This window comes from Streptomyces sp. NPDC059092, assembly GCF_042756365.1.
In the GTDB taxonomy this organism is placed as follows: Bacteria; Actinomycetota; Actinomycetes; order Streptomycetales; family Streptomycetaceae; genus Streptomyces.
The window spans coordinates 68,313-88,279 of the sequence record NZ_JBHZEJ010000029.1 but is presented as its reverse complement, the minus strand read 5'-3'; the positions used below and the strand labels follow the sequence as shown (position 1 = coordinate 88,279).

Genomic DNA, 19,967 nt, shown 5'->3' with positions numbered 1-19,967 from the left:
GGGCCCCGCCCCCCGCGCCCCCCCGCGCCGCGCGCCCCCCCCCCCCCCCGTCGCGGCCGGCCCCCCGGCCCCTCCCCCCGCGGGGGCGCCCCCCCCCCCCGCCCGGGCGGGCGCGCCCGCCCCACCGCGTGGTGTCCTGGACGGTGGTCCCGGACGGCAGGGGATCCGGACCAGGAGCGGACCGGTCCGGACGGGGACCGCGCCGGACGGGGACGGGGTCGATGCGGACCAGTACGACTCGGGCCAGGACGACGGGGGTCAGCGGCCGAGCGGGATGCCGTTGAGCCCGAGGCCGCCCTTGGCCAGACCGTTCACGGGCAGGCCGCCGAGCAGGGAGCCGAGGGGGTTGGTGGCCAGGTCGCCGAGGGGGCCGGAGGCACGGACCGCGTCCAGCGCGTACGGCGTGGTGAACTCGACGGTGTCGACCGCGCTCCCGGCGGCCGTGGCCGCGCCGGAGAGCGGCTGCGGGAGCTCCTTGGCGGCCTGGTCCAGAGGCAGCGTCCTGGAGACGGAACCGACGGCGCCGAGCGCGGCGCCCGCGTCGGGGACGGCGGGCGCGGCGGAGGCACTGCCCGCGGCGGCTGCGGCGAAGGCGGCGCCGAGGGCGGCGACACCGAGGGTCTTGACGGCGGACTGCTTCATCGGAATCTCGTCCTTGGGGACTCGGGGGATACGGGGTGGAACACAAGGTTTCTGCGCGGCTCTGCAAGGTAGTCAGCCGCATACCTGACCCGCAAACACCTGGCGGCGGCCGGAAACACGTGTTCCCGACCGCCCGCCGTTCCTCCGGATTCCCGCTGTTCGATCCGAGACGCGTGTGTCTTAGCTGGTCACAGCGGTCTGCCTAAACAGCCATTCGGATTTCAGCTCGGCGTATCCGGGCTTGATCACGTCATTGATCATGGCCAGTCGTTCATCGAAAGGAATGAATGCTGATTTCATCGCATTGACTGTGAACCATTGCATGTCGTCGAGCGTGTACGCGAAGGCGTCGACCAGCAGCTCGAATTCCCGGCTCATGCTCGTGGCGCTCATCAGACGGTTGTCGGTGTTCACCGTCGCGCGGAAGTGCAGCTTGCGCAGCAGCCCGATGGGGTGGTCCGCGATCGAGGTGGCCGCGCCGGTCTGGAGGTTGGAGCTGGGGCACATCTCCAGCGGGACGCGCTTGTCCCGTACGTACGCGGCGAGCCGGCCCAGCGTCACCGCACCGTCCTCCGTGACCTCGATGTCGTCGATGATGCGCACGCCGTGGCCGAGCCGGTCGGCGCCGCACCACTGGAGCGCCTGCCAGATGGAGGGGAGCCCGAACGCCTCGCCCGCGTGGATGGTGAAGTGGTTGTTCTCGCGCTTCAGGTACTCGAACGCGTCGAGGTGCCGGGTGGGCGGGAAGCCGGCCTCGGCGCCCGCGATGTCGAAGCCGACGACGCCCGAGTCCCGGTAGCGGTTGGCGAGTTCGGCGATCTCCAGGGCGCGGGCCGCGTGCCGCATCGCGGTGAGCAGCGCGCCGACGCGGATCCGGTGGCCGTCGGCGTGGGCGCGCGCCTCGCCTTCACGGAAGCCCTCGTTGACGGCCTCGACGACCTCTTCGAGGGTGAGCCCCCCTTCGAGGTGCTGCTCGGGCGCGTACCGCACCTCCGCGTAGACGACGCCGTCCTCGGCGAGGTCCTGCGCGCACTCGGCGGCGACCCGGAAGAGCGCGTCGCGCGTCTGCATCACGGCGCAGGTGTGGGCGAAGGTCTCCAGATAGCGCTCCAGCGACCCGGAGTCGGCGGCCTCGCGGAACCAGAGGCCGAGCTTGTCCGCCTCGTGTTCCGGCAGGGCGTCGTAGCCGTTCTCGCGGGCGAGGTCGATGATCGTGCCGGGACGCAGTCCGCCGTCCAGATGGTCGTGGAGCAGGACCTTGGGGGCGCGGCGGATCTGGTCGGCGGTGGGCGGACGGTACGTCTGGCTCGTCATCCGTGAACTCTAACTCTTCCTCCCCTACGCGCGTAGAGTACGCCTGGACGATACGTAACAGTGACCGCGCGGACGGGTGGCGTACACCTCTCCTTCTGAGACTGTTCTGTTATGGGACAGCAGGCGGTTCCCGCGCCGGGGGGACGTACGGCAGGCCGGGACGGTTGGGCACGCGCGCGCCGCGCGGAGCCACGGGCGCGACTGGGACGGGCGGTCGTCGCACCGGCCGCGGACGCGGCGGTGGGGGGCGTGATCCTCGTCCTCCCTTCGGGTGAACCGGTCTCCGCCAAAGGCGCCTCGCTCCTCGCCCACGCCCGGATGCTGCCACTGGCGCGCTCCCTGGCCTCTGCGGGCACGGCGGAGGGCCTGGTGGCGCATGTGGTGCGGTACGCGCGGCGCGGCTGGAACGGTACGGAGGCCCACCTCGCCGCGGACGCCCGCTGGGCGGCGGAGGAGGTCGTACGGCGGTACGGAGACGTGCCGGTGTGCCTGGTGGGGCACGGGATGGGCGGCCGGGCGGCGCTCCGGGCCGCCGACCACGCGGCCGTCAACTCCGTACTGGCGATGGCCCCGTGGCTGCCGGAGGACGACCGGGCCGCCGAACCGGAGCCGGTACGGCAGCTCGTGGGGCGCCGGGTGATGATCATGCACGGCACCACCGACGCGCGCACGGACCCGGAACTGTCCTACCGGCTGGCCGAGCGCGCCAAGAAGACGAGCCGTGACATCTGCCGCTTCGAGGTCCACTCCGACGGCCACGCGCTGCGCCAGCACCACGCCGAGGTCCTGGCGCTGGCCTCCGACTTCGTGCTGGGCTCGCTGCTGCCGCGGGCGTACTCGCGCCCGGTGGCGGACGCGCTGGCCGCGCCGCCGCCGCTGGGGCTGCGGATGCCGCTGGCGGCCGGGTTCGGACGGTCGCTGCGGCCGTGACGGCCGGCGCTACGTGGGGAGGAGCTGGCCCCGGCGTGAGAGCAGGAAGCGTTTGAAGGCCGCCACCGGTGGGGTGTCCGGGTGGCCGTCGAGCCAGGCGACGCCGATCTCCCGTACCGCGCGCGGCGCCGTGACCGTCAGTTCGACGACCCCCGGGCGGGCCACGGCCGGGGGCGGCAGCAGCGCGACGCCGAGGCCCGCCGCGACCAGGCCGCGCAGCGTCTCGGCCTCCTCGCCCTCGAAGGCGACGCGTGGCCGGAACCCCGCCTCGGCGCAGAGGTCGTCGGTGATCCGGCGCAGTCCGTACCCCGGTTCGAGGGTGACGAACGTTTCGTCGGCGGCCTCGGCGAGGCGTACCCGGCGGCGCCCGGCGAGCCGGTGGTCATCGGGGACGACGAGGCGCAGCCGCTGCTCGTCGAGGCGCCGGGCGACCAGGTCGGGGGCGTCGGGGATCGGCGAGGTGAGGCAGAGGTCGAGTTCGCCCGCGCGCAGGCGCTCGATCATCGCCTCGCCGTAGTTCTGGACGAGCTGGAACCGGACCCGGGGATGGTCGGCGCGGAAGGCCCTGATCAGGCCGGGTACGGTCTCGGAGCCCATGGTGTGCAGAAAGCCGAAGGCGACCTTGCCCGAGGCCGGGTCGGCGTCGGCGCGGACGGATTCGGCGGCGCGCTCGACCTCGCCGAGGGCCCGTTCGACGGAGCCGAGGAACGCCCGGCCCGCGTGGGTGAGCGCGACCGTACGGCCCTTGCGGGCGAACAGGGCGACGCCCAGGTCCTCTTCGAGCCGGACCATCGCCCGGGAGAGCGTGGACTGCGGGACGCCCATGTCCTGTGCGGCGCGGGTGACGTGTTCGTGGCGGGCCACCCCGGCGAAGTAGGCGAGGCGCGGGGCGAGGACGGCGGACCAGGATCCGGGGTCCAGACCGGCGACCGCCGGGGGCCGGGGCCCGGGGGGCCGGTTCGGGGGCACGGGGTCCGGATTCGGGTTCGAGGGACCGGGGTTCGGGTTCGAGGGCCCAAGGTCCGGGTTCGGGGGCGTGTGACGCATGTCCTGTTCGTCACTGTTCCGTGACAGGCGCGACGGTGACCTCTGCTCATGCTCCATGGGAACGATTATCGCCATTCCATGCATTGGACGCATGAGAGTGCGGTGCCTATGTTCGACGTATGCCTTCAGTCAGTACCGAGGCGCCCGTCACCACGGGTGCCTCCGCCGCGCCGTCCGCTCCCACCGCCTCGGATTCGCTTCTCTCCCCCGGCCTGCCCGGCTACCGCCGGATGAGCTTCGCGCTCTTCGCCGCCGGGGTCGCGACCTTCGCCCTCCTCTACTCCACGCAGGCGCTGCTGCCCGCGATCTCCGCCGGGCTCGGCGTGACGGCGAGTCAGGCGAGCTGGACGGTCTCGGCGGCGACGGGCGCGCTCGCCGTCTTCGTGCTGCCGCTGAGCGCGCTGTCGGAACGGTACGGGCGCCGTACGGTGATGACCGCCTCGCTGGTGGTCGCTGTGGCGGTCGGGCTGCTGGTGCCGTTCGCGCCGGACGTCGAGTCGCTGGTGGCGCTGCGCGCCGTGCAGGGCGCGGCGCTGGCCGGGCTGCCGGCCTCCGCGATGGCGTACCTCGCCGAGGAGGTGCGGCCGAAGGCGCTGGTCGCCGCGATCGGGCTGTTCGTCGCGGGCAACAGCGTCGGCGGCATGAGCGGCCGGATCGTCACCGGCTGGGTCGCCCAGCTCTGGGGGTGGCGCGCGGCGCTGGGCGTGGTCGGTCTGATGGCCGTGGCGTGCGCGGTGGTCTTCCGGCTCCTGCTGCCGAAGGCGCGGCACTTCCGCCCGCGCTCGCTGAGCCCGATGGGGCTGGCGCGCACGGTGGGCGGCCATCTCTCCGACCCACTGCTGCGCCGGCTGTACGCGATCGGCGGGCTCTTCATGGTGGTGTTCGGCGCGGTCTACACCGTGATCGGATACCGGCTGGTGGAGGAGCCGTTCAGCCTGCCGCAGGGAGTCATCGGTTCGATCTTCCTGGTCTATCTCGTGGGTACGGTCTCCTCGGCGGCGGCCGGCCGGCTGGTCGCGCGGCTGGGGCGGCGCGGCGCGCTCTACCTGGCCGTCGGGACGACGACGGCGGGGCTGCTGCTCTCCCTCTCGGACGCGCTGGCCGCGGTGCTGCTGGGCCTGGTGCTGATCACGGCGGGCTTCTTCGCCGGTCACGCGGTCGCCTCGTCCTCCGTGAGCCGTACGGCGCAGACGGCGCGCGCGCAGGCCTCCGCGCTCTACCAGTCGTCGTACTACCTGGGCAGCAGCGCGGGCGGCACGCTCGGTGCGATCGCCTTCCACGCGGGCGGCTGGGCCGCGACGGTGGCGCTGGGGCTCGCGGCGGTCCTCGGGGTCGTCTCGGTCACGCTGTACGGGACGAGGGTCGCGCGGGCGGAGCGGGCCGAGCAGCGCCTGGCGCTTTCGTAGCAGGCACTCGGCGCTCGGCGCGTTCGCGGAGGACACCGGGCGCCTTCGCGGAAACCGTAAAGAACGCCCCATTACCTCTTCCTTCCGTACAACTGCGGGCGCCCTCCGACCGTCTAGCCCCCAGGACGCGCCCTTCAGGCGGCGCGCGGTGAAGGGGGCGGGGACGCGTGGAACGCAGAAGTCGGATATCGCGCAGAGGGGCCGTGGCCGCGGGGATCGCGGGGCTCGTCGTGCCACTGGCCGTGTCGGTGGCGGGCGCCGCGCCCGCACAGGCCGCGTCGTGCACGTCCGGTACGGGCCCGTACCAGAAGCAGGTCGAGAAGTTCCTGGGCCGGACGGCGGACGGCAAGCAGTCCACCGCCGACTGCACGGCCATCAGGGCCTTCCAGACGAAGCACGGCATCACCCCGAACATCGGTTACGCGGGGCCCGTCACCTGGGGCGTGATGGACCTGATGAACAGGCAGAAGGCGGCGGGCAAGACCCCCAACGCGGCCGGCAAGTGCCCCACGAACAAGGGGCGGATCGCCTGCGTCGACCTCACGCGTCAGCTCAGTTGGGTCCAGGACGGCAAGAAGCTGGTGTACGGCCCGGTGCCCGTGCGTACGGGCCGGGACGGCTACGAGACCAGGACCGGGCTGAAGAAGATCTACTGGCGGCACAAGGACCACGTCTCGTCGATCTACGACGTGCCGATGCCGTACAGCCAGTTCTTCGACGGCGGCCAGGCCTTTCACTCGGTGGGCGTCAGCATGTGGAATCCGCCGGGCTCCCACGGCTGTGTGAACATGACCAAGGCCGATGCGGTGAAGTACTGGTCGCTGCTGAAGAACGGCGACGAGGTGTACGTGTACGGGCGCAAGCCGGGAACCTGAGCAAACGGCGAATCCGCGCCATTTGTCGGCGCGGGGCGGCGGCTTCCGGGAGACTGGATCAGCACCGGACCAGGAGCTGGTCCGGGACTGACTTCAACGGGCTGCCGGGGTGACGCCGTGAGCGAGAATGCCGCAACACAGGATCTGGACGTGCGGCTGGAGAAGCACCGTACCGAACTGACCGGCTACTGCTACCGGATGCTCGGTTCGGCGTTCGAGGCCGAGGACGCCGTCCAGGACACGATGGTCCGCGCGTGGAAGAGCTACGAGAAGTTCGAGGGCCGCTCCTCGCTCCGGTCCTGGCTCTACCGCATCGCGACCAACGTCTGTCTGGACATGCTCACGGCGGGCAACCGCCGGGCCCGCCCGATGGACCTCAGCGGCCCGACACCGGTGGCCCAGGCACAGCTCAACCCGCAGCCGGAGATCGTCTGGCTGGAGCCGGTGCCGGACGGCCGGGTCCTGCCGTCGATGGCGGACCCGGCCGAGGCGGCGGTGTCCCGGGAGACGATCCGGCTGGCGTTCGTCGCGGCGCTCCAGCATCTCCCGCCGAAACAGCGGGCGGTGCTGATCCTGCGCGAGGTGCTGGCGTGGAAGGCGAGCGAGGTCGCCGAGCTGCTGGACACGACGGTCGCCTCGGTCAACAGCGCGCTCCAGCGGGCCCGCGCGACGATCGCCGAGTCGGAACCGGCCACGACGGAGACCTCGGACCCGCTGGACGAGGAGCAGAAGGCGCTGCTGGAGCGGTACGTCACGGCCTTCGAGGGCTACGACATGAAGGCGCTGACCGCGCTGCTCCACGACGACGCCAAGTTCACCATGCCGCCGTTCGACCTGTGGCTCCAGGGACACGACGACATCGTGGCCTGGATGCTCGGCCCCGGCGCGAGCTGCCGCGGCTCGCGGCTGCTGCCGACGTTCGCCAACGGCACTCCGGCCTTCGCCCACTACAAGCCCACGGAGTCGGGCGACGCCTACGTGCCGTGGGCGCTCCAGATCATCGAGATCGAGGACGGCCGGATCTCGACGATGCACTGCTTCCTGGACACCGCGCGGTGGTTCCCGCTCTTCGACCTGCCGATGAGGCTGGAGAAGGAGTAGCCGCGTACGGGGCCGGGAGGCCACGCGGGTGGCGTCCCGGCCCCGTACCTCGCTGAACCGACGTCACCGACGTCACCGACCGGGTCGGTTCACTCCTTCTCCGCCGGCAGGGGCAGGGCCGTGAACCGGTGGGATTCCCAGAGCAGGCGGGAGTCCTCCTCGGGGTAGACGGCGACCGTGTTCTCCCCGCCGTCGAGGACGAGGACCTGCCGCTCCTCCAGGTCGTACGGGGGCCAGTCCGCGTCGGTGAGGGCGTACGACGCGAAGGCCGTCCACGCGGCACGGAAGCGGGCCGACAGAGCCTCCGCCTCCGCCGACGGCTCCGCACCGATCAGCATCGGCGCGAGCCCGCTCGTGAGGTTGCCGAAGGTCAGCGGTACGTCCAGGGCGTGGCAGGCCCCGAGGACGCCGCCCATCCCGGTGGCCTGCCAGGTCAGTTCGTAGACGCGGGCCCTGCCGCCACCGGCCACGTGCGCCTGCGCGAGACGCAGGCTCGGCATCCGGAACAGCCAGTCGGAGAAGACGAGTTCGTGCAGCAGCTCGGCGTCGGCGTCCGGGTGGGCGGCGCGGTAGGCCGCCGCGCTGTCGGCCACCGGGCCGAGGGCCCTGAGGGCGCCGAGGGCCCGCTCCTCGGTCATCAGGCCGATCTGTCCGCTCAGGGCGGCGAACAGCCGGTACTCGTCACGGTTGTGTCCGACGATCAGCTCGATGTCCCGGGCGGCGCCGTCCGCGAGGGCCTCCCAGGGCGCGCGGGGCAGTACGTCCCCGTCGACCACCGGTGAGTACGGCGTTGCCGTACGCGCCACCCCGCCCCAGCGGTCCTCCCAGCCGGCCATCCTGCCGGCCATCGCGGCGCCCGCGGCGACGAGCCGGTCCGGCGGGAACTCCGCCAGCTCCGCGACCGTCGGCCGGATGCCGGGGCCCAGTTCGGCGGCGATGGCGGCGGACATGTCCGCCGCCAGTTCCGGCGAGAAGTACGGTCCTGGCACGCTCTGGGCGATGGCCCGCGCGAAGAGCCCGGCGGCGCGCTCCATGACCAGCAGCGCGGCGACCGACCCGGCGCCCGCCGACTCCCCGAAGACGGTGACGCGGCCGGGGTCGCCGCCGAACGCGCCGATGTTGTCCCGTACCCACTCCAGGGCGGCGACCTGGTCGAGCAGGCCGCGGTTGGCGGGTGCCCCCTCGATCCAGGCGAACCCCTCGACCCCGAGGCGGTAGTTGAGGGTCACCACGACGACGTGGCCCTCGCGCGCGAGACGTCCCCCGTCGTAGCCGGGGTCGCCCGCGGTCCCGGACATGTACGCCCCGCCGTGGATCCACACCATCACCGGCAGCGGGGCATCGGGGCCCGTACCGGTGCCGGGCCGCGCGGGCGACCAGACGTTGACGGTCAGCCACTCGTCCGGCGCCGCGGCCCCGCTCCCCCCAGCGTCCGCGTCACCGTTCGGCCGGGTGAGCCGGACCGGCACCTCCGCCTGCGGGCACGCCGGCCCGTACGCCCCCGCGTCCCGCACCCCCTCCCAGCCGGTGGCCGGGCTCGGCGCGGCGAACCGCAGAGCACCCACCGGCGGCTGTGCGTAGGGGATGCCGCGGAAGACGGCGACGCCGCCCTCCCGGCGGCCCCGCAGTCTTCCGGCCGCGATACGCAGTTCCGTGCCGGGATCGGCCCCGGTCGCCGTGGGCACGGAGTCGACGTCGCCGTCGGGGGCGGGGTCGGGGTCGGCAGCGGTCATTGGGGGTCCTCTCGGCCGGGCCGGCCGAACCGGCCGGCGTGGTACGCCGTACACGGCGCACCACGACAACGTCCGGGCCGCGCGGCCGGGTTCCGGGCGCCCCACACGTACCGCCCGTACCGCCCGTACCGCCCGTACCGCCGCGATGCGCCTGCCCGACGCCGGTCAGAGGCGGACCATGACGGTCTTGGTCTCCGTATAGGCGTCCAGGACCTCGACGCCGTGTTCGCGGCCGAGACCGGACTGCTTGAAGCCGCCGAAGGGGACTGTCCCCGCGGTCATCTCTGCGTAGGTGTTGATCCACACGGTCCCGGCGCGCAGACCGCGGGCGGTGCGGTGGGCGCGTTCGAGGCTGCTCGTCCACACCGAGGCGGCCAGACCGTAGACGGTGTCGTTGCCCTGGGCGATGGCGTCGGCGGTGTCGGTGAAGGTCATCAGGGCCGCGACCGGGCCGAAGATCTCCTCCCGTACGACGCGGGTGTCGGGGCCGACGTTCTCGATCAGCGTGGGCGGCATGTAGAGGCCGTTGCCCGGCTCGCCGACGGTCGTCAGGGTGCCTCCCTCCTCGCGGGCCACGTCCAGGTAGGACAGCACCCGCTCGTAGTGCCGGGGCGCGGCCAGCGGCCCCATCCTGGTGTCCGGGTGGAAGGGGTCGCCGAGGGTGTACGCCTTCATCTCCTGGAGCAGGAGTTCCCGGAACCGTTCGTGGACGGACTCCTGGACGAAGATCCGGGTCCCGGCGACACAGCCCTCGCCGCTGCCCTGGGCGAATCCGGCGACGGCGCCCCGGGCGGCGGCGGCCAGGTCGGCGTCGTCGAAGACGATCGTGGGCGACTTGCCGCCCAGTTCCAGGGTCACCCGCTTGAGGTCCCTGGCGGAGACCTCCAGAATGCGCTTGCCGACGGGCAGCGATCCGGTGAAGGAGATCTTGTCGACACCGGCGTGGTGGGTCAGGGCCTCGCCCGTCACGCCGCCGTCACCGGTCAGGATGTTGACCACACCGGGCGGCAGGTCGGTGGTCAGCAGCAGTTCGCCGATCCGCAGCGCGGAGAGCGGCGACCACTCGGCCGGCTTGAGGACGACGGTGTTGCCGGTCGCCAGCGCCGGGCCCAGCTTCCAGGCCAGTTGGAGGACCGGCCCGTTCCACGCGGTGATGGCGCCGACGACGCCGAGCGGCTGGCGCAGGGTGTAGTGGAACGCCGAGGGGTCCGAGGGGGCGGTCTGGCCGTAGATCTTCGTCGGCCAGCCCGCGTAGTGCCGGAAGACCTCCACGGAGTGGTCCACCAGCCAGCGGGTCAGCCAGAGCGGGCCGCCCATGTCGAGCGAGTCCAGCACGGCCAGTTCCTCGGCGTGCGCCTCGATCACATCGGCTATCCCGAGCAGCACCCTGCCGCGCCGGTACGGCGTGATGTCCGCCCACGACGGCGCCTCGAAGGCGCGCCGCGCCGCCGCCACCGCCCGGTCCACGTCCTCCGGGCCCGCGGCGGCGACGGTGGCCAGGGCGAGCCCGGTGGCAGGGTCGAAGGTCTCGAAGGCCGCGCCGGAGACCGGCGCGGTCCACGCGCCGTCGATCAGCAGGCGCTTGGCGCCGCCGCCGAGGAAGGCGGGGGCGGGACGCGCGGCGGCATCCACGGTGAGAGGGGTGACCATGACAGCCTCCTGGACAAAACGAACTGGTTCGTTCGTGGTGGCACGAAGGTAACCCCACCCCCGCCACCTTCGCAAACGAACCAGTTCGTTTAAGGTGGAGGCATGGACAAGGGACAGGCCAGCAGGCGGCGCCTCCTCGACGCCGCCGCCGTCGAGTTCGCCGCGTACGGCATCGCGGGCGCGCGCGTCGACCGCATCTCGGCCGCCTCGAAGGTCAGCAAGGCGCAGATGTACGCCTACTACGGCGGCAAGGCGGAACTGTTCGACGCCGTCCTCTCCGACCAGGTCGGCGGGATCCTCGACGAGGCGCCGCTGACCGCGGAGGACCTGCCCGGCTACGCCGTCCGCCTCTACGACGCCTATCTGACGCGTCCACAGCTCGTCCGGCTGGCCACCTGGGCCCGCCTGGAGCGCTCCCCCGTCGGCCATCTCTTCCCCGAGGCCGCCGAGGTCCCCAAGACCGAGGCCGTCCTGCGGGCGCAGGAGGCCGGGCACATCGATCCCGCCCTGGCGGCGGCCGATGTGCACTCCATGGTGATCGCGCTGGCCATGACCTGGTCACCGACCAGCCTCACCTACAGCGCGACCTCGGCCGACCCGGACACCGACCACGACCGGCGGCGTACCGCCCTGGCCACGGCGGTACGCCGCGCGTTCGCACCCGAGCGCGCCTGAGCACGTCCGGTACGCGCCACTCGTACGGTCACACCGTCCGAGCCGGCTCCTCGGTCCTCAGGGGCTTACGGACCAGGAGGCAGCCCTGCGGAGCCCCCGCACCGTCCAGATCCCTCACCAGCGTGGCGTCCACGACGAGCCCGGCGCCCTCCGCCAGAGCGGCGACCCTCTCCGTCGGCAGCAGATGGACATCCAGGGACATGGGGTGGCCGCCGTACCCCCGCTCCTTGCGCCGCAACTCGTCCCCGACGTGGAACCCGAGCAGCAGAAGTCCGCCGGGCGCCAGGACCCGGCTGAACTCGCCGAACACCGTGGGCAGTACGTCCCTCGGGGTGTGGATGACCGAGTACCAGGCGACCACGCCGCCGAGTGCGCCGTCCGCCTGCTCCAGGGCCGTCATCGTGCCGAGGTCGAACCGCAGCCCCGGGTGGGACCGCCGGGCCACGTCGACCATACGAGGCGACAGCTCCACGCCGAACGCCGTCAGCCCGAGCCCGTGCAGATACGCCGTCACATGCCCCGGGCCGCACCCCACATCGGCGACCGGGCGGCCACCGGCGGCCCGTACACGCTCCGCGAACGCGCCCAGCATCGCGCGCCCCAGCGCATCGCTCTCGAACGCGGGGCGCACCAGGGCCGCGTAGTCCACGGCGACGGTGTCGTACGAGGTGCGCGTCTCGCGCAGATAGGTCGGCTCGGTCATGCCGGGAACCCTACGCGCGCGCCTCCTGGCCTCAGCCGTCCTCCTCGTCATCGAGCACGTGCGACGCCCCGTCCCGCGCGGCCGGCCCCGCCAGCCCCACCAGGTCCAGCAGCAGCCGCAGTTCGCGCCCCACGCCGCGCAGCCGCAGCAGCCGGCCCCGTCTGCCGGCGTCGAGCCGGAGCGCGGCCAGTAAGTGGACGGCGGCCAGGTTCGGCCCGCGGAGCCCGCCGACATCACAGACGACGACGCCGGCTCCCCCGGCCGCGTACAACCGCGCGCACAGCTCGGCGCGGAGCCGGGGCACGTCGTCGGGGGTGACGTGGCCCGCGACGACGAGAACGATCGGATCACTGGCATCCACACCAAGGAGACCGATCCCACGGCCGGAACTCATCGCGACGCCCCGTGCACAGCCCGTACGCTGCCGGTCATGACCCATGACCCTGTCGAACAGACCCCTGTCGAACTGGTGATCTTCGACTGCGACGGTGTCCTGGTGGACAGCGAGCGGATATGCGTCCGTGTGGACGCGCAGGTATTCGCCGCGCTGGGCTGCCACTTCACCGAGGAGGAGATCATCGAGACCTTCGTCGGCTCCTCGGGGGAGGTCTACGACGCGGCCGTCGAACAGCGCCTCGGCCGCCCGCTGGAACCGGGGTGGCACGGCGCGTACGAGCACCTCTACCAGGAGGCGTTCGACGCCGGGTTGACGGCGATCGACGGCATCACGGAGGCGCTGGAAGCCCTCGGACTCCCCTTCTGCCTCGCATCGAACGGCGGCCACGCCACCATCCGCCGCAACCTGACGACCACGGGCCTCCACGACCACTTCGAGGGCCGTATCTTCAGCGCCGCCGATGTCGCCAGGGGCAAGCCCGCCCCGGACCTCTTCCTCCACGCGGCCCGGACGATGGGCGTGGCCCCGGAGCGCTGCGCGGTCGTGGAGGACAGTACGTACGGTGTGACGGCGGCCCGCGCGGCGGGCATGCGCGCGTTCGGCTACGCGGGCGGCCTGACGGCCCCGCACAAGCTGGCGGGACCGGGGACGGTCGTCTTCGAGGACATGCGGGAGCTGCCGGGGCTGCTGGCGGGGCGGGCGGTCAGCTGACGGGCAGCTCGGAGGTGTCGATGGCGAGGTCGAAGGGGGCGGGGAGGGTGAGCTTGCCGCCGTACTCGACGGCCTGAAGCGTGCGGTACGTGCCGCTCTCGGGCTCGCCGTAGAGCGTGGCGGTCGGGCGGTCCGACGCCCAGGGATCGAGGAGCAGGTAGAGCGGAACGCCGGCCTGGGCGTAGGCGTGCGCCTTGGTCACGCGGTCACGCGTGGCGCTGTCGGGTGATGTGATCTCCACGACGAGTTTCGCCTGGCCCGCGGGGAACAGCTCCCCGGGCGCGGGCTTGTCCTTCTCCCCCGCCACCACCATCAGGTCGGGCATGAACACACCTCTACAGCTCGGCGCGGCCGCGTGGTACCTCTGGAAGACGTACCACTCCTCCGGAATCACGGTGCCCAGGCTGCGATGAACGCTCGACGCGGTGAGACCGTGGTCCCAAAAAGGAGGAGGCGACACGGTGACGACCCCTTCGACGATCTCCACCTTGTAACCCTCGGGTGCGTCCGCCTGCTCCCAGATACGGACAAGGTCGGCCCAGGCCGGCTCCGGCCCCTCGTCGGCACTGTGTGTACTCACTGCGGTCTCCTTCGGTGTGTCACCCACTCCAGCACGCCGAACGGGACCGGTGGCCGTCCACCGATCCCGTTCACCCGAATGAGGAAACCGCAGGTCAGGCGATACGTTCCCGCACCACCGGCGTGGTCTCGTACGCCGTGCCCGCCGGGCTGATGTCGTACGTGCCCGCCAGGGCCTCGGCCGCGTAAGCGAACTTCTCCGGGGTGTCCGTGTGCAGGGTCAGCAGGGGCTGGCCCGCCGTGACCAGGTCGCCCGGCTTCGCGTGGAGTTCGACGCCCGCGCCGGCCTGGACCGGGTCCTCCTTGCGGGCGCGGCCCGCGCCGAGGCGCCAGGCCGCGACGCCGACGCCGTACGCGTCCAGGCGGGTCAGGACGCCCGAGGACGGGGCGGTGACGACCTGCTGTTCGCGGGCGACCGGGAGGGCCGCGTCCGGGTCGCCGCCCTGGGCCGCGACCATGCGGCGCCAGACGTCCATCGCGGAACCGTCGGCGAGGGCCTTCGCCGGGTCGGTGTCCTTCAGGCCCGCCGCGTCGAGCATTTCGCGCGCCAGGGCCAGGGTCAGCTCCACGACGTCGGCCGGGCCGCCGCCCGCCAGGACCTCGACGGACTCGCGGACCTCCAGGGCGTTGCCCGCGGTGAGGCCGAGCGGGGTGGACATGTCGGTGAGCAGCGCGACCGTCCGTACGCCGTGGTCGGTGCCCAGGCCGACCATGGTGGAGGCGAGTTCGCGGGCGTCCTCGATGGTCTTCATGAAGGCGCCGGAGCCGACCTTGACGTCCAGGACCAGCGAGCCGGTCCCCTCGGCGATCTTCTTCGACATGATCGAGGAGGCGATCAGCGGGATCGCCTCGACGGTGCCGGTGACGTCGCGCAGCGCGTACAGCTTCTTGTCGGCGGGGGCCAGTCCGTCGCCCGCCGCGCAGATGACCGCGCCGGTGGTGTCGAGAACGTCCAGCATCTCGGCGTTGGAGAGCAGTGCCCGCCAGCCGGGGATGGATTCCAGCTTGTCGAGGGTGCCGCCGGTGTGGCCGAGGCCGCGCCCGCTGAGCTGCGGTACGGCGGCGCCGCAGGCGGCGACCAGCGGGGCCAGCGGGAGCGTGATCTTGTCGCCGACGCCGCCCGTGGAGTGCTTGTCGGCCGTGGGGCGCGAGAGCGCGGAGAAGTCCATGCGCTCGCCGGAGGCGATCATGGCGGCGGTCCAGCGGGCGATCTCCGTACGGTTCATGCCGTTGAGCAGGATGGCCATGGCCAGTGCCGACATCTGCTCGTCGGCGACCTCGCCGCGCGTGTAGGCGTCGATCACCCAGTCGATCTGCTCCGGGCTCAGTTCGCCCCGGTCGCGCTTGGTGCGGATGACGGAGATGACGTCCATGGCGGTCCTAATCCTTGAGTTCAACGACGTACGGGTGCGGGTGCGGGTGCGGATCGCGTACAGATGCGGGTGCGGGTGCGGGTCGGGGTGACCCCGCGACGTACAGCGGCCCCGGCGCCGCCGGATCGCGGCGGGGCCGGGGCCGGGTTCAGTGGGAGCGGCCGTCGCGCGAGGGGCCGTTCTTGAGGTGGCCGGGGCCGAAGGCCTGCGGGAGCATGTCGGCGAGCGTGCGGATCCCGTCCGGGGTCTCCATGACCAGCTCGGGGCCGCCGAACTCGTACAGGAGCTGGCGGCAGCGCCCGCACGGCACCAGCACCTCGCCCGCGCCGTCGACGCAGGTGAAGTGGGTGAGCCGGCCGCCGCCGCTGAGCTGGAGCGCGGAGATCAGCCCGCACTCGGCGCAGAGCCCGAGGCCGTACGAGGCGTTCTCGACGTTGCAGCCGGTGAGCGTACGGACCGTACCGCCGTCGTCGGTCACCGCGAGCGCCGCGACACCGACCGGGAACCCGGAGTACGGGGCGTACGCGTGGGACATCGCGTCCCGCGCCGCCGCCCGCAGCGCCTCCCAGTCCACCCCGGCCCCGGCCGGCACGTCCGCGGCCGTCATTTGCCCTGGCCCTTCCGGTACGGGAGTCCGTCCGCCTTGGGCATCCTGAGCCGTTGCGCGGAGAGCGCGAGGACGAGCAGCGTGGTGACGTACGGCGCGGCGTCCACGAACTGGCTGGGCACCTGGTCGGTCAGGCCGTACCAGACGAAGAGCAGCGCCGAGACGGCCGCGGAGATCACCGCGGGCACGTACTTCTTCTTGTAGAGCTGCCAGCCGACGACCAGCACGAGCAGGATCGCGAGGAGCAGCAGCATCGCGTGGACGTTCTCGGCGCCGCCGCGCAGCTTGAGGCTGTCGGTGAAGCCGAAGAGCCCGGCGCCCAGCGCCATGCCGCCCGGCATCCAGTTGCCGAAGATCATCGCGGCGAGGCCGATGTAGCCGCGCCCGCCGGTCTGGCCCTCCTGGTAGATGCCGGTGGAGACGATGGCGAGGAAGGCGCCGCCGAGCCCGGCGAGACCGCCGGAGACGACGACGGCGATGTACTTGTACTTGTAGACGTTGACGCCGAGGGATTCGGCGGCGACCGGGTTCTCGCCGCAGGAGCGCAGCCGCAGGCCGAACGCCGTGCGCCACAGCACCCACCAGGTGCCCGGGATCAGCAGCAGCGCGACGACGGTGAGCAGCGAGAGGCCGGTGACCAGGCCGCCCACCAGCCCCGCGAGGTCGGAGACGAGGAACCAGTGTCTGGCCTGGAGGTCCTGCATCCAGTCGGCGAGTCCCGGGACGGTGATCTCGGTGATCGAATCGACGCGCGGGGACTGCTTGGAGGAGCCGCCCTCGGCCGCGTCGAAGGTGAACTTGGAGAGGTAGCGGGTGGCGCCGACGGCGAGGATGTTGATGGCCACACCGGAGACGATGTGGTTCACGCCGAAGGAGACGGTGACGACGGCGTGCAGCAGTCCGCCGATGGCGCCGCCGATGATGCCGAAGAGGACGCCGGTCCAGGGGCCCCACTGGTAGCCGGCCCAGGCGCCGAACCAGGTGCCGAGGACCATCATCCCTTCGAGGCCGATGTTGACGACGCCCGCGCGCTCGGCCCACAGGCCGCCGAGTCCGGCGAGGCCGATGGGGATGGCGAGTTCGAGCGCGCCGGCGACCTGGCCGACGGAGGTGATGTCGTCGGCGCCGCTGATCAGCCGTACGAGCGAGACCAGGGCGAGCGCGCCGGCGACGATCAGCAGGATGGCGGGCAGGGAGAGGGTGGGCCGGCCGCCGCCCTTCTTGGGGGCGGCGCTCGTGGCGGAGACGGTGCTCGTGGTCGTGGTCACAGCGCGGACCCCTCCTTCTCGGTCTTGTCGTTGCCCGACGGGTCGGTGACCGGGCTGTCGCTGTCGGAAGGGCCGGTTCCGGACGAGCCGGTCCCGGACGGGCCGCCGTCCGACGGGCCGTTGTCCGGCGGGCCGTTGTCCGGCGGGGTGCCGGTGGTGGTGGCGAGGGCGCCGCCCGCGGCGAGTTCCTCGCCGACCTTCTGCTGCTGGCGGCGGAGCCCGTAGCGGCGGACGAGTTCGTAGCTGACCACGACCGAGATCACGATCAGGCCCTGCATGATCGTGGCGATCTCCTTCTCGTACCCGAACTGGTCGAGGGAGGCCGACGACTTGTCGAGGAAGGCGATCAGCAGCGCGCTGAACGCGATGCCCAGCGGGTTGTTCCGGCCCAGCAGCGCGATGGTGATGCCGGTGAAGCCGACGCCGGTGGGGAAGTCGAGACTGTACGTGTGGGTGTCGCCCAGCAGGGTCGGCATCCCGGCGAGTCCGGCGATCCCGCCGGAGACCAGCATCGCGGTGAGGATCATCTTCTTGGCGTCGACGCCGGACGCCTGGGCCGCGCTCTCGCTGGCGCCGGTGGCGCGCAGGTCGAAGCCGAAGCGGGTGCGGCCGAGGACGAACCAGTAGACGATGCCGCAGGCGGCGGCGACGAAGGTGAAGCCGTAGATCTCACCGGCCTCGACGCCCATGTTCAGGCCGGGGAACCAGCCGGACTCCGGGATGTCGCCGGTGGTGAGGTTGTTGGAGCCGGGGGGCTGGACGCCGAAGTTCTTCGGCAGGATCAGCCAGGCGACCAGGCTGGTGGCGATCGAGTTGAGCATGATCGTGGAGACGACCTCGCTCACCCCGCGGGTCGTCTTGAGGATGCCCGCGATCCCTGACCAGAGGGCGCCGACGAGCATCGCGACGATCACGATCAGGGCGATCTGGAGCGGCCCCGGCAGATCGACGCTGGCGCCGACGAGCGCGGCCACCATCGCGGCGAGCCGGTACTGGCCGTCGACCCCGATGTTGAACAGGTTCATCCGGAAGCCGATGGCCACGGCGAGGGCGGCCAGGTAGTACGTGCCGGCCTGGTTGACGATCAGCACCTGTACGTCGACGTACGAGGCCGACTCGAACATGATGCGGTACGGCTCCCACGGGTTGGTGCCCGAGACGAGCAGCACCACCGTGGTGAGGGCGACGGCGACGACCAGTGCGAGCACCGGTCCCGCGAAGCCCAGGATCAGCCGGTCCTTGTCGAATTTCTTCATCGGGCGTCGTCCTCCGGGACCGTGCTCTCCGCTGATGGAGCTGATGCCCCAGGTGCTTCCGGGGCTGCCGGGGCTGCCGGGACCTCCGAGGCTGCCAGGGCTTCCGGGGCTGCGGCTGCCGGGGCCTCTGACACCTCGGACGTCTCTGACGTGCCTGACGCCTCTGTGGCCTCAAGGTGCCCGGTGGCGGCGCCCGTCATGGCCGAGCCCAGCTCCTCCGGGGTGATGGTGGCGGGGTCCGCGTCGGCGACGAGCCGGCCGCGGTACATCACCCGCAGCGTGTCGGAGAGCCCGATCAGCTCGTCGAGGTCGGCGGAGACCAGGAGGACGGCCAGGCCCTCGCGGCGCGCCTCGCGGATCTGGTCCCAGATCTGCGCCTGCGCGCCGACGTCCACCCCGCGGGTGGGGTGCGCGGCGATCAGCAGCTTGGGGTGGTGGCTCATCTCGCGGCCGACGATCAGCTTCTGCTGGTTGCCGCCGGACAGGGAGGCCGCGGTGACCTCGATGCCGGGGGTGCGGACGTCGTACTCGCGCACGATCCGCTCCGTGTCGGCGCGGGCGGCCTTGAGGTCGAGGAGGCCGCGGCGGCTGTTGGGCCGCTCGGTGACATGGCCGAGGATGCGGTTCTCCCAGAGCGGGGACTCCAGCAGCAGGCCGTGGCGGTGCCGGTCCTCGGGGATGTAGCCGATGCCGTCCTCGCGCCTCTTGCGGGTGGGCGCGTGGGAGATGTCCTCGGTGCCGAGGGTGATCGTGCCGCCGTCGGGGTCGCGCATCCCCATCAGCGCCTCGATCAGCTCGGTCTGGCCGTTGCCCTCGACGCCGGCGATGCCCAGGACCTCGCCGCGGTGGATGGTGAAGCCGATCCCGTCCAGGACCTCGCGGACGACGCCGTCGGGGTCGGTGGCGGTGAGCCGCAGTCCGTCGACGGTGAGCACGGGGACGTCCGTGACGGTGGACTCCCGGGTCTCCGGCGAGGGCAGCTCGCTGCCGACCATCAGCTCGGCGAGCTGCTTGGTCGTGGTGCGCGCCGGGTCGGCGGTGCCCACCGTCGTACCGCGGCGTATGACGGTGATGTCGTCGGCGACGGACAGCACCTCGCCCAGCTTGTGCGAGATGAAGATGACGGTGAGGCCCTCGGCCTTCAGCTCCCGCAGGTTGTCGAAGAGCGCGTCGACCTCCTGCGGGACGAGGACCGCGGTGGGCTCGTCGAGGATCAGGATGCGGGCGCCGCGGTAGAGGACCTTGAGGATCTCCACGCGCTGGCGGTCGGCGACGCCGAGGTCCTCGACGAGCGCGTCGGGGCGCACGCCGAGACCGTACGCCTCGGAGATCTCCTTGATCTTCCTGCGCGCCTTGGTGCCGATGCCGTGCAGCTTCTCGCCGCCGAGAACGACGTTCTCCAGGACGGTGAGGTTGTCGGCCAGCATGAAGTGCTGGTGGACCATGCCGATGCCGCGCGCGATGGCGTCGGCGGGGCTGCCGAAGGCGGCCTGTTCGCCGTCGACGGTGATGGTGCCCTCGTCCGGCTTCTGCATGCCGTAGAGGATCTTCATCAGGGTCGACTTGCCGGCCCCGTTCTCCCCCACGAGGGCGTGGACGGTGCCCTTGCGGATGGTGATGTCGATGTCGTGGTTGGCGACGACACCGGGGAAGCGCTTGGTGATCCCCTGGAGCAGCACGGCGGGCGGCGCCGCGGGCGC

19 protein-coding genes are annotated in these 19,967 nt (G+C 72.2%); 6 read left to right on the top strand and 13 right to left on the bottom strand.

Going from position 1 to position 19,967, the window contains the following annotated elements; genetic code table 11:
• Positions 1-258: 258 nt before the first annotated feature.
• Together ACFXPL_RS18975 and ACFXPL_RS18970 are read right to left on the bottom strand one after the other, a co-directional pair.
• Positions 259-642, bottom strand: coding sequence for an ATP-binding protein (locus ACFXPL_RS18975; protein ID WP_384920295.1), 384 nt, complete (start codon positions 640-642; stop codon positions 259-261).
• 180 nt (positions 643-822) lie between these two features.
• Positions 823-1,956, bottom strand: a complete 1,134-nt coding sequence (locus ACFXPL_RS18970; RefSeq protein WP_384920292.1) for an adenosine deaminase — start codon at positions 1,954-1,956, stop codon at positions 823-825.
• A gap of 201 nt (positions 1,957-2,157) precedes the next feature.
• On the opposite strand from ACFXPL_RS18970, the gene ACFXPL_RS18965 reads away from it, so the two are divergent.
• On the top strand, positions 2,158-2,886 hold the full coding sequence (locus ACFXPL_RS18965) for an alpha/beta hydrolase (protein WP_384920313.1): 729 nt from the start codon (positions 2,158-2,160) through the stop codon (positions 2,884-2,886).
• A 9-nt stretch (positions 2,887-2,895) separates the two neighbouring features.
• On the opposite strand, the gene ACFXPL_RS18960 is transcribed toward ACFXPL_RS18965, so the two are convergent.
• On the bottom strand, positions 2,896-3,855 hold the full coding sequence (locus ACFXPL_RS18960; protein ID WP_384920290.1) for a LysR family transcriptional regulator: 960 nt from the start codon (positions 3,853-3,855) through the stop codon (positions 2,896-2,898).
• Positions 3,856-4,052: 197 nt separating this feature from the next.
• Between ACFXPL_RS18960 and ACFXPL_RS18955 the strand changes: the two genes are divergently transcribed.
• The 3 genes from ACFXPL_RS18955 to ACFXPL_RS18945 all read left to right on the top strand — a co-directional run bounded on the left by ACFXPL_RS18955 (position 4,053) and on the right by ACFXPL_RS18945 (position 7,315).
• Positions 4,053-5,339: an MFS transporter gene (locus ACFXPL_RS18955; protein ID WP_384920287.1), complete on the top strand. Its 1,287-nt coding sequence runs from the start codon at positions 4,053-4,055 to the stop codon at positions 5,337-5,339.
• Positions 5,340-5,506: 167 nt separating this feature from the next.
• Positions 5,507-6,214 carry a L,D-transpeptidase family protein gene (locus tag ACFXPL_RS18950; protein ID WP_384920284.1) on the top strand — a complete coding sequence of 236 codons (708 nt, stop codon included), beginning with the start codon at positions 5,507-5,509 and terminating at the stop codon, positions 6,212-6,214.
• Positions 6,215-6,331: 117 nt separating this feature from the next.
• On the top strand, positions 6,332-7,315 hold the full coding sequence (locus ACFXPL_RS18945) for a sigma-70 family RNA polymerase sigma factor (RefSeq protein WP_384920281.1): 984 nt from the start codon (positions 6,332-6,334) through the stop codon (positions 7,313-7,315).
• Between the two features lie 89 nt (positions 7,316-7,404).
• Here the strand turns inward: ACFXPL_RS18945 and ACFXPL_RS18940 are convergent, their stop codons facing one another.
• Complete coding sequence (locus tag ACFXPL_RS18940) at positions 7,405-9,048, bottom strand: carboxylesterase/lipase family protein (RefSeq protein ID WP_384920278.1); 1,644 nt, start codon at positions 9,046-9,048, stop codon at positions 7,405-7,407.
• Between the two features lie 165 nt (positions 9,049-9,213).
• Positions 9,214-10,698: an aldehyde dehydrogenase family protein gene (locus tag ACFXPL_RS18935; RefSeq protein WP_384920275.1), complete on the bottom strand. Its 1,485-nt coding sequence runs from the start codon at positions 10,696-10,698 to the stop codon at positions 9,214-9,216.
• Positions 10,699-10,800: 102 nt separating this feature from the next.
• Here ACFXPL_RS18935 and ACFXPL_RS18930 point away from each other — a divergent pair, with 102 nt between their 5' ends.
• On the top strand, positions 10,801-11,373 hold the full coding sequence (locus tag ACFXPL_RS18930) for a TetR family transcriptional regulator (RefSeq protein WP_384920272.1): 573 nt from the start codon (positions 10,801-10,803) through the stop codon (positions 11,371-11,373).
• A gap of 28 nt (positions 11,374-11,401) precedes the next feature.
• On the opposite strand, the gene ACFXPL_RS18925 is transcribed toward ACFXPL_RS18930, so the two are convergent.
• Positions 11,402-12,076 (bottom strand): class I SAM-dependent methyltransferase, encoded by a 675-nt coding sequence (locus ACFXPL_RS18925; protein ID WP_384920269.1) that lies wholly within the window; start codon positions 12,074-12,076, stop codon positions 11,402-11,404.
• Positions 12,077-12,107: 31 nt separating this feature from the next.
• Positions 12,108-12,437 carry an STAS domain-containing protein gene (locus ACFXPL_RS18920; RefSeq protein ID WP_384920266.1) on the bottom strand — a complete coding sequence of 110 codons (330 nt, stop codon included), beginning with the start codon at positions 12,435-12,437 and terminating at the stop codon, positions 12,108-12,110.
• A 69-nt stretch (positions 12,438-12,506) separates the two neighbouring features.
• Here ACFXPL_RS18920 and ACFXPL_RS18915 point away from each other — a divergent pair, with 69 nt between their 5' ends.
• Entirely contained in the window at positions 12,507-13,184 is a 678-nt protein-coding gene (locus tag ACFXPL_RS18915) for an HAD family hydrolase (protein WP_384920263.1), read from the top strand.
• On the opposite strand, the gene ACFXPL_RS18910 is transcribed toward ACFXPL_RS18915, so the two are convergent.
• The 6 genes from ACFXPL_RS18910 to ACFXPL_RS18885 form a co-directional block, all read right to left on the bottom strand.
• Positions 13,177-13,764, bottom strand: coding sequence for a Uma2 family endonuclease (locus ACFXPL_RS18910; RefSeq protein WP_384920260.1), 588 nt, complete (start codon positions 13,762-13,764; stop codon positions 13,177-13,179). The genes ACFXPL_RS18915 and ACFXPL_RS18910 overlap by 8 nt on opposite strands.
• Positions 13,765-13,858: 94 nt before the next feature.
• Entirely contained in the window at positions 13,859-15,136 is a 1,278-nt protein-coding gene (locus ACFXPL_RS18905; protein WP_384920258.1) for a thymidine phosphorylase, read from the bottom strand.
• Positions 15,137-15,284: 148 nt separating this feature from the next.
• Positions 15,285-15,743 carry a cytidine deaminase gene (locus ACFXPL_RS18900; protein WP_384920255.1) on the bottom strand — a complete coding sequence of 153 codons (459 nt, stop codon included), beginning with the start codon at positions 15,741-15,743 and terminating at the stop codon, positions 15,285-15,287.
• On the bottom strand, positions 15,740-17,011 hold the full coding sequence (locus tag ACFXPL_RS18895; protein ID WP_384920252.1) for an ABC transporter permease: 1,272 nt from the start codon (positions 17,009-17,011) through the stop codon (positions 15,740-15,742). The genes ACFXPL_RS18900 and ACFXPL_RS18895 overlap by 4 nt, the downstream gene beginning before the upstream one ends.
• Positions 17,008-18,267, bottom strand: coding sequence for an ABC transporter permease (locus ACFXPL_RS18890; RefSeq protein ID WP_384920249.1), 1,260 nt, complete (start codon positions 18,265-18,267; stop codon positions 17,008-17,010). The genes ACFXPL_RS18895 and ACFXPL_RS18890 overlap by 4 nt, the downstream gene beginning before the upstream one ends.
• Positions 18,264-19,946 (bottom strand): ABC transporter ATP-binding protein, encoded by a 1,683-nt coding sequence (locus tag ACFXPL_RS18885; protein ID WP_384920246.1) that lies wholly within the window; start codon positions 19,944-19,946, stop codon positions 18,264-18,266. Before ACFXPL_RS18885 ends, ACFXPL_RS18890 begins: the two co-directional genes overlap by 4 nt.
• Positions 19,947-19,967 lie beyond the last annotated feature (21 nt).

Coding starts and splice junctions, on each gene's coding strand:
- ACFXPL_RS18925 (WP_384920269.1), bottom strand. CDS start 12,076: ATGACCGAGCCGACCTATCTGCGCGAGACGCGCACCTCGTACGACACC.
- ACFXPL_RS18915 (WP_384920263.1), top strand. CDS start 12,507: ATGACCCATGACCCTGTCGAACAGACCCCTGTCGAACTGGTGATCTTC.
- ACFXPL_RS18955 (WP_384920287.1), top strand. CDS start 4,053: ATGCCTTCAGTCAGTACCGAGGCGCCCGTCACCACGGGTGCCTCCGCC.
- ACFXPL_RS18905 (WP_384920258.1), bottom strand. CDS start 15,136: ATGGACGTCATCTCCGTCATCCGCACCAAGCGCGACCGGGGCGAACTG.
- ACFXPL_RS18930 (WP_384920272.1), top strand. CDS start 10,801: ATGGACAAGGGACAGGCCAGCAGGCGGCGCCTCCTCGACGCCGCCGCC.
- ACFXPL_RS18900 (WP_384920255.1), bottom strand. CDS start 15,743: ATGACGGCCGCGGACGTGCCGGCCGGGGCCGGGGTGGACTGGGAGGCG.
- ACFXPL_RS18975 (WP_384920295.1), bottom strand. CDS start 642: ATGAAGCAGTCCGCCGTCAAGACCCTCGGTGTCGCCGCCCTCGGCGCC.
- ACFXPL_RS18935 (WP_384920275.1), bottom strand. CDS start 10,698: ATGGTCACCCCTCTCACCGTGGATGCCGCCGCGCGTCCCGCCCCCGCC.
- ACFXPL_RS18890 (WP_384920249.1), bottom strand. CDS start 18,267: ATGAAGAAATTCGACAAGGACCGGCTGATCCTGGGCTTCGCGGGACCG.
- ACFXPL_RS18970 (WP_384920292.1), bottom strand. CDS start 1,956: ATGACGAGCCAGACGTACCGTCCGCCCACCGCCGACCAGATCCGCCGC.
- ACFXPL_RS18940 (WP_384920278.1), bottom strand. CDS start 9,048: ATGACCGCTGCCGACCCCGACCCCGCCCCCGACGGCGACGTCGACTCC.